This is a genomic window from Synechococcus sp. MU1655, from assembly GCF_023630655.1.
GTDB lineage: Bacteria > Cyanobacteriota > Cyanobacteriia > PCC-6307 > Cyanobiaceae > Synechococcus_C.
The window spans coordinates 1-7,433 of sequence record NZ_JAKUHK010000081.1 but is presented as its reverse complement, the minus strand read 5'-3'; the positions used below and the strand labels follow the sequence as shown (position 1 = coordinate 7,433).

General features: G+C 47.8%; 4 protein-coding genes. 1 reads left to right on the top strand and 3 read right to left on the bottom strand.

Features of this window, described 5'->3' with window-relative positions:
- The first annotated feature begins 134 nt into the window (after nucleotides 1-134).
- Entirely contained in the window at nucleotides 135-4,145 is a 4,011-nt protein-coding gene (locus NCN04_RS05490) for a magnesium chelatase subunit H (RefSeq protein WP_250395425.1), read from the top strand.
- 63 nt (nucleotides 4,146-4,208) lie between these two features.
- Here NCN04_RS05490 and NCN04_RS05485 read toward each other — a convergent pair whose 3' ends face one another.
- From NCN04_RS05485 to NCN04_RS05475, 3 genes are all read right to left on the bottom strand, one after another.
- On the bottom strand, nucleotides 4,209-4,907 hold the full coding sequence (locus NCN04_RS05485; protein ID WP_250395424.1) for a winged helix-turn-helix domain-containing protein: 699 nt from the start codon (nucleotides 4,905-4,907) through the stop codon (nucleotides 4,209-4,211).
- 39 nt (nucleotides 4,908-4,946) lie between these two features.
- Nucleotides 4,947-5,300 carry a hypothetical protein gene (locus NCN04_RS05480; protein WP_250395423.1) on the bottom strand — a complete coding sequence of 118 codons (354 nt, stop codon included), beginning with the start codon at nucleotides 5,298-5,300 and terminating at the stop codon, nucleotides 4,947-4,949.
- Nucleotides 5,301-5,353: 53 nt separating this feature from the next.
- On the bottom strand, nucleotides 5,354-7,433 hold a 2,080-nt coding region (locus NCN04_RS05475; protein WP_250395422.1), incomplete at its 5' end, for an SPM autocatalytic domain-containing protein.

The following is a 7,433-nucleotide window of genomic DNA, read 5'->3' as shown; positions in this document are numbered from 1 at the left end:
TCTGGATGTCGCTCATGAACGTGTTGCAGATGGACTCAGCCTATGGGGCCAAGCGCGGATGTAACACGAAATGCAGATCTCGAGCAGAGCGACACAGACACACGTAAGCTTCTTTACATTCCTCAATTGAGCTGATGTTTACGCAGGTCCGTTCCGCTGATCGTCGGATTATTCCTGCTGAGAACAACAATCATCAATCGGTCATGAAGGCCGTCTACGTCGTTCTTGAACCGCAATATCAAAGTGCATTAACACAAGCAGCGATCAGTCTCAATGCGCAAGATGGTCCCATTGGGATTGAACTCTGCGGCTATCTGATTGAGGAACTTCGTGATGAACATAATTATGCAGATTTTCAAAAAGATGTTGCTGAGACCGACGTCTTTATTGGATCGCTCATTTTCATTGAAGATCTCGCCCAAAAAGTTGTTGATGCAGTCAGTCCTCACCGCGATCGCCTGAAAGCCGCGGTCGTCTTCCCCTCGATGCCCGAGGTCATGCGCCTCAACAAGTTAGGCAGCTTCTCGATGGCTCAACTCGGGCAGAGCAAAAGCGCGATCGCCGGCTTCATGAAAAAGCGAAAAGAAGCTGGTGGTGCAGGTTTTCAAGACGCCATGCTCAAGCTCTTGAATACGCTTCCAACGGTGCTCAAGTATTTGCCCGTCGAGAAAGCGCAAGATGCTCGCAGCTTCATGCTTAGTTTCCAATATTGGTTGGGTGGCACACCAGATAATCTCCGAAATTTTCTGTTGATGCTGGCTGATAAATATGTATTTCCAGCATCAGATGGTGATGGGCGTCCTGAAGTAGCAGTTGCAGATCCAGAAGTCTTTCCTGATCTCGGGATTTGGCACCCGCTAGCACCTCAAATGTTTGAGGATTTAAAGGAATATTTGAATTGGATGGCGAGTCGCCCAGATCTCAGCGACCAAGCCCGCAAGGGACCAGTGATTGGTCTCGTGCTCCAGCGCAGTCACATCGTGACTGGAGACGATGCCCACTACGTGGCAACCATCCAAGAACTTGAGTTCCGAGGTGCACGCGTTATTCCGATCTTCTGCGGAGGTCTTGATTTCTCAAAACCTGTCAATGCTTTTTTCTACGACCCGCTCAATTCAGAGCAGCCTTTAGTGGACAGCATTGTGTCTCTTACAGGTTTTGCCTTAGTTGGAGGTCCAGCGCGTCAGGACCATCCCAAGGCCGTTGAATCGCTGAAAAAGCTCAATAGGCCTTACATGGTTGCCCTGCCCTTGGTCTTTCAAACCACGCAAGAATGGGAAAAAAGTGATTTAGGCCTTCACCCAGTACAGGTAGCACTGCAAATCGCGATTCCAGAGTTAGACGGCGCTATCGAACCCATTGTTTTGTCTGGTCGTGATGACGCCACGGGTAAAGCTCATACCCTGCAAGATCGCGTGGATGCGATTGCTGAAAGAGCAATCCGATGGTCATCATTAGGCCTCAAACCACGTAAAGACAAAAAGCTAGCCATTACCGTTTTTAGCTTTCCCCCAGACAAAGGAAATGTAGGAACGGCGGCCTATCTCAATGTGTTCGATTCGATTCACAGGGTTCTGCAGGAGATGAAGGCCAAGGGATACGACGTTCAGGACATGCCACGGGATGCCAAGGCACTCATGGAGACGGTGATCAACGATCCAGAAGCCCTTCAAGGATCACCAGAACTCTCGATCGCGCATCGAATGAGCGTTGAAGAGTATGAAAGGCTAACTCCTTATTCAGAACGTTTAGAAGAAAACTGGGGGAAACCACCAGGTAATTTGAATAGCGACGGACAAAATTTATTGATCTATGGACGTCATTTTGGAAATATCTTTGTAGGGGTTCAACCAACTTTTGGTTATGAAGGTGATCCTATGCGCCTTCTCTATTCACGCAGCGCAAGTCCTCATCATGGTTTTGCAGCCTATTACACGTACTTAGAAAAGATTTGGGGGGCCGATGCCGTGCTCCACTTCGGCACACATGGATCACTTGAATTTATGCCCGGCAAGCAAATGGGCATGAGTGAAACCTGTTACCCAGACTCCCTGATCGGAGCCTTACCCAACCTCTATTACTACGCAGCCAATAATCCATCGGAAGCAACGATCGCAAAACGTCGAGGTTATGCATCCACGATTAGTTACCTCACACCACCAGCCGAAAATGCTGGCCTTTACAAAGGACTCAAAGAGCTTGGTGAGTTGGTGGGCTCCTATCAACAACTGAGAGAAAGTGCTCGGGGAGTTCAAATCGTGAATGCGATCGTAGAAACCGCACGCCTGTGCAATCTTGATAAAGATGTTGCTCTGCCCGACGATGATTCATCTGATCTAACTCTCGAAAATCGCGACGCGATTGTTGGGGCGATCTACCGCCAGTTGATGGAAATTGAAAGTCGCCTGCTTCCCTGCGGCCTTCATACCATCGGTAAGCCGCCTACGGCAGAAGAAGCGATTGCAACGCTGGTGAGTATTGCCGCCTTGGAGCGCGAAGAAGACGGCCTTCGTTCCTTACCGGGACTACTGGCTGAATCCCTTGGCCGCCAAATCGATGACATCTATCGAGGCAATGATGATGGCGTTCTTGAAGACGTGGAACTCAATCGCACAATCACAGAAGTTTCCCGTGCTGCTGTGGGATCCATGGTGCGGTCTCTGACAGGGAGCGACGGTCGCGTCAATATGCGCGAAAAGTTTGCTTGGTTCCTTGATCTGATCTCTCGGTTTGGATTCAAACGGCCAACACCTTGGTTCCGAGCCTGTTCGACTGGTGGTTTTACCAACGTTGACAGCACGGCGCTTGACAGCCTGTTTACCTATTTGCGTTTCTGCCTCCAGCAAATCTGCGCAGATATGGAAATGGAGAGCCTGTTAAGAGCTCTCGATGGGGAATACGTTCTGCCTGGCCCCGGAGGAGACCCAATCAGGAATCCAGGCGTACTGCCGAGTGGCAAAAACATTCACGCTCTCGATCCTCAAGCAATTCCTACCAGAGCAGCAGTGGCTGCAGCCAAGGTTGTGGTGGACAAACTGATCGAACGACAGAGAGAAGAACAGGGTGAATGGCCTGAAACGATCGCTTGCGTGCTCTGGGGAACAGACAACATCAAAACCTACGGAGAATCACTCGCACAGATCCTTTGGTTTATCGGAGTTCGCCCGGTTCCCGACTCCTTAGGCAGGGTCAACAAACTAGAACTCATTCCCCTGGAAGAACTAGGGCGGCCAAGGATCGATGTTGTTGTGAATTGTTCGGGTGTGTTCCGAGACTTGTTTATCAATCAGATGGCCCTGATTGATCAAGGCGTGAAAATGGCTGCCGAATCGGAGGAATCTATTGATCAGAACTTTGTTCGAAAACATGCTCTTGAACAAGCCGAGAAAGAAGGCACAAGTCTTCGTGATGCTGCTTGCCGTGTGTTTTCCAATGCAAGCGGTAGCTACAGCTCCAATGTGAACCTGGCTGTTGAAAACAGCACCTGGGAAGAGGAAGGAGAGCTTCAGGAGATGTATCTCTCTCGTAAAACATTTGCCTTTAATGCCGACAACCCAGGCGAAATGGATCAAAAACGTGAAGTCTTCGAATCAGTGATGAAGACAGCAGACGTAACCTTCCAAAATCTCGACTCCGCTGAGATTTCACTCACCGATGTAAGCCATTATTTCGACAGCGACCCCACCAAGCTGATTCAGGGACTTCGCGATGACGGAAAATCGCCAACAAGCTACATCGCAGACACAACGACAGCCAATGCTCAGGTTCGCTCCTTAAGTGAAACGATTCGCCTGGACTCACGGACCAAACTGCTCAATCCAAAGTGGTATGAGGGCATGCTCGATTCGGGTTATGAAGGGGTTCGAGAAGTCGCAAAGCGGTTGAACTTCACGCTTGGATGGAGTGCTACAAGCGGTTCTGTAGACAACTTTGTGTACGAAGAAGCCAATGAAACATTCATCAATGATCCAGAAATGCGCAAACGCTTGCTGGAGCTTAATCCCCACAGTTTCAGGCGGATTGTTGGAACCTTGCTTGAGGTAAATGGACGTGGGTATTGGGAAACCTCCGATGAAAACATTCAGCAACTGCAGGAGCTCTATCAAGAGGTTGAGGATCGAATTGAGGGAGTTACAGACTCATAATCAACTCGATCTCCAATCGACGCAATGAGATCAGATTACCTCCGACTGATACTAATAGCTTCGTTACTTCAAGATATAGCCAACACCTCGTACAGTGTGTATCAATTTTTCAAGTTTCGGGCGCTCAATTTTCTTGCGCAAATAACGGATATAAACGTCAAGAAGATTGTCGTCTCCAGTCCAACTTTGGCCCCAAACATTATGCAAGATTGTCTTCCTAAGCAAGACAATCCCTGAATTCTGGAGAAAATAAACCAATAGGTCATACTCTTTGACCGTAAGTTTGGCGGAGATCCCGTCACGGGTGACTTCTCGCGTATCAGTATTGAGTTCTAGATCTGTATGGCGAAGCACTGCGCCATCGAGATGGTTGGTCCCCATCGAGGAACGCCTGAATAGAGCATCCAAACGAGCATCAAGCTCTTCGTAAGCAAAAGGGAATGACAACACATCATCAGCACCAGCCTGGAGAGATTGAACACGTGCCAAAAAGTGATCATCCCTAACCAAATGAATCACCGGTACAGATATCTTCTTAGAGCGAATGAACCGAATCAACTGAAGCGAGGCTTGAAATTGAAAATGGTCACTATCGAAAAGAATTAAATCAGGCTGATCGTCAAGACTGGAAGACAACCGTTGATCTGTCAATTCATCAATAAAAAGAACATAGAACTGACAAGACTTTAGATGTTTAAAAACAACAGAAGTCGATGGGGGCTGATCAGAGAACAAGAGAATTCGCCGATCTGAATTGAGCATTGAGTCGTCTCGAGATCCCTTGGCATTAACGGAATGAACCTAAACATCGAGTCCGTCAAACCCATCTGACATCATAGATGGAAGGTTGAGGTCATCAAGCGAGCCAAGGTCTAGATCAATGGCTGCCATAACAGACTCGGCATCGTAATTTCCTTGATCATCGGCACGAAGATCAAGCGAATCATGATCGTCGGAGTCGAGAATGAGCTCTTCAGCCACTGAATTGAGAACCTGCTGCTCGAGAGAATTGTATTCTTCGGAAGAAATCTGATTCTGATCAAGAAAATCACTGACCAAACTATCCAGCTCGTGCATCAAACCAGCTTGACGGGTGCTCGTACCAGGAGAATCAATCTCAGCACCACGCGCCATATCCAAAAACTGGCTGACCACATCGGTGATCGAAGACTCAATGGCTGTCAAGGGAGAAGAGGAGTCGTTCATGATTATGCCTGAGACGAATAAACTTCAGCGAAATCAAGTGGCATCTCGTCAATGAGATCAGCATTGGACAGATCGATAGTTTCTATCTCAAGATCAAGCTCAACATCGTAATCCTCATCACCATAGGACGCATCATCAAGACTCTCAAGATTGATGGGGTTGGAATCGGGCTCCCCATCGTCCATTAACTCTTGATGCACCTGGGCAATGAGATCGTCTTCAGCAGGATTCGTTTCCAAGAACTGATTCACCAAGGCTGTGATTGAAACTTCACTGGATAGATCTTGGGAAGCAAGCTGGGTTGTCGCTGCTTGGTCACCAATGTCGCTAGCGGTTGGATCGGCTGTTGAAGACGGGTCAGACACGATGGATCGAGCGAATGATGTGTCTTCGGCTAGAGCTGTACTGCCATCTTCATAGCTCACAGTGGTTTGTCCGAAGACCGTCACGTCCCCGCCTACCTCTGAACGGCTTTCACTGTCATCGCGATAGGTCAGGTTGATGCTGTCAATACCAAGTTCAGACAAGGAAGAAAGCTCGCCTTCATCGGTAATGGCGTCAGAGTTAAGATCCTGCCAAACTGCGAACTCGTCAAATCTTTCATCCTGAGCATCTAGGATGCCATCTTGATTCGTGTCGAAAACTTCTGCTACAGCTTGAAGATCAGTTTCGGCATTATTACTCCACTCGGTGAAAGCAAATTCCCGTGTCTCATTGATCGAGCCAGATTGATCTGCATCGATCACCAGTAAGCCATCGTTTGGGGCAACCCAGGCGAGATTGCTGATTATATTAGTTTCTGCATCTTGGAAAACTTGGCCTTCAGATCGAGATAGGTAATCAACCTTTCCATCACGATCCAGATCTATGCTGATTGGAGGGATTGTGGTTGGAGCACCCATCTGTATATTGAAGGTTATTGAGTCAATATCCTGGTCGCCATCCTTCACTTGTAGATTGAAACTAATATTTTCTTGCTGAGCAGTCTGTCTGATCTGAAGCGAGTCAGATGCGGTTGAATCTGAATTTAGATTGAACACTGCAATTGTGTTTGCACTACCCGCTTCAGAAATTGTCAGTACAAGACTTTGCGCAGTGGCTCCCTGGGATATCACTCCTGAATAGGCCGAGTCCAGCCCCAAGATGGAATAACCATCAAGGTTATTTATTATGCCATCAGCACCAAAATCCCATGAAGCTAGGTTTTGATTGGCATATGTTGCATCTGTATTTGCAACTTGGATTAGCACGGCATCGAGAAGTTGTGGCCCAGTAAGTTGCACATTGGCAATCCCTTGGATTGTTGCGGTTTCGCTTGTCTGCGTTGTTTCAGCCGCTATCCACAGGCTTAGATCGCCATTCACATCTAACGGTGCCACGACATCTGCTGTATGCGTAAAGTTGTTTAAATTACCATTCCCTGGTTGACCAAACCCTGAATTTATTGGATCTCCGTAGACAAATGAATCTACATTTGGACCCAATACTGTTGAAACATTTGGATCAGAGTTGGGAAAGGTGTTAGGTGTATTAGTAGCTGTGCTGTTGTAGTAGTAAACTTGGTCCGGCACTGCGTTTAGACCGGGTTGAGAATCTTGTACGAAGATTGCCCAATTGTCATCAAAGTAATCGGTTTGGTTGGACCCAATATTGGTGTTTTCACTTGTAAGGGGGGGTTCAAAAACGCCATCGTAATTCCATGTACCGTCGATCTCTACATTTAAGGTGACATCAATTGTTTGGTTGGCATATATTGGATCAAAGTCGAGCAGAATTTGCCCTTGGTCACGATAATTTGTGCCTGGAGTGCCACTAATATTGTTATCACCAGTAGCCTGTCCAACTTGTATGCTGAAATCAAGATTTTGTGAGGACGTGAAAATTCCTGGTGTGATGTCTGGGCCGTCATCGCCGATTTGGAAATTACCGCCGAGATCAAAGGAAGCTGTGGCGGTGGTTGTATCACCGTCGCCATCGGTGAGAGGGATGGACTGCTGAAAGAGGAGTTGGAGGGAGACGAGAGTAAGAGAGTCAGCGCGGGAAGGCTTTGAGGAAGAAGCCCCATGCGAAGCACCCGTGGCG

What these genes read in the sequence shown, in the direction of transcription:
- NCN04_RS05490 (WP_250395425.1), top strand. Translation starts at nt 135, where the DNA reads ATGTTTACGCAGGTCCGTTCCGCTGATCGTCGGATTATTCCTGCTGAG.
- NCN04_RS05485 (WP_250395424.1), bottom strand. Translation starts at nt 4,907, where the DNA reads ATGCTCAATTCAGATCGGCGAATTCTCTTGTTCTCTGATCAGCCCCCA.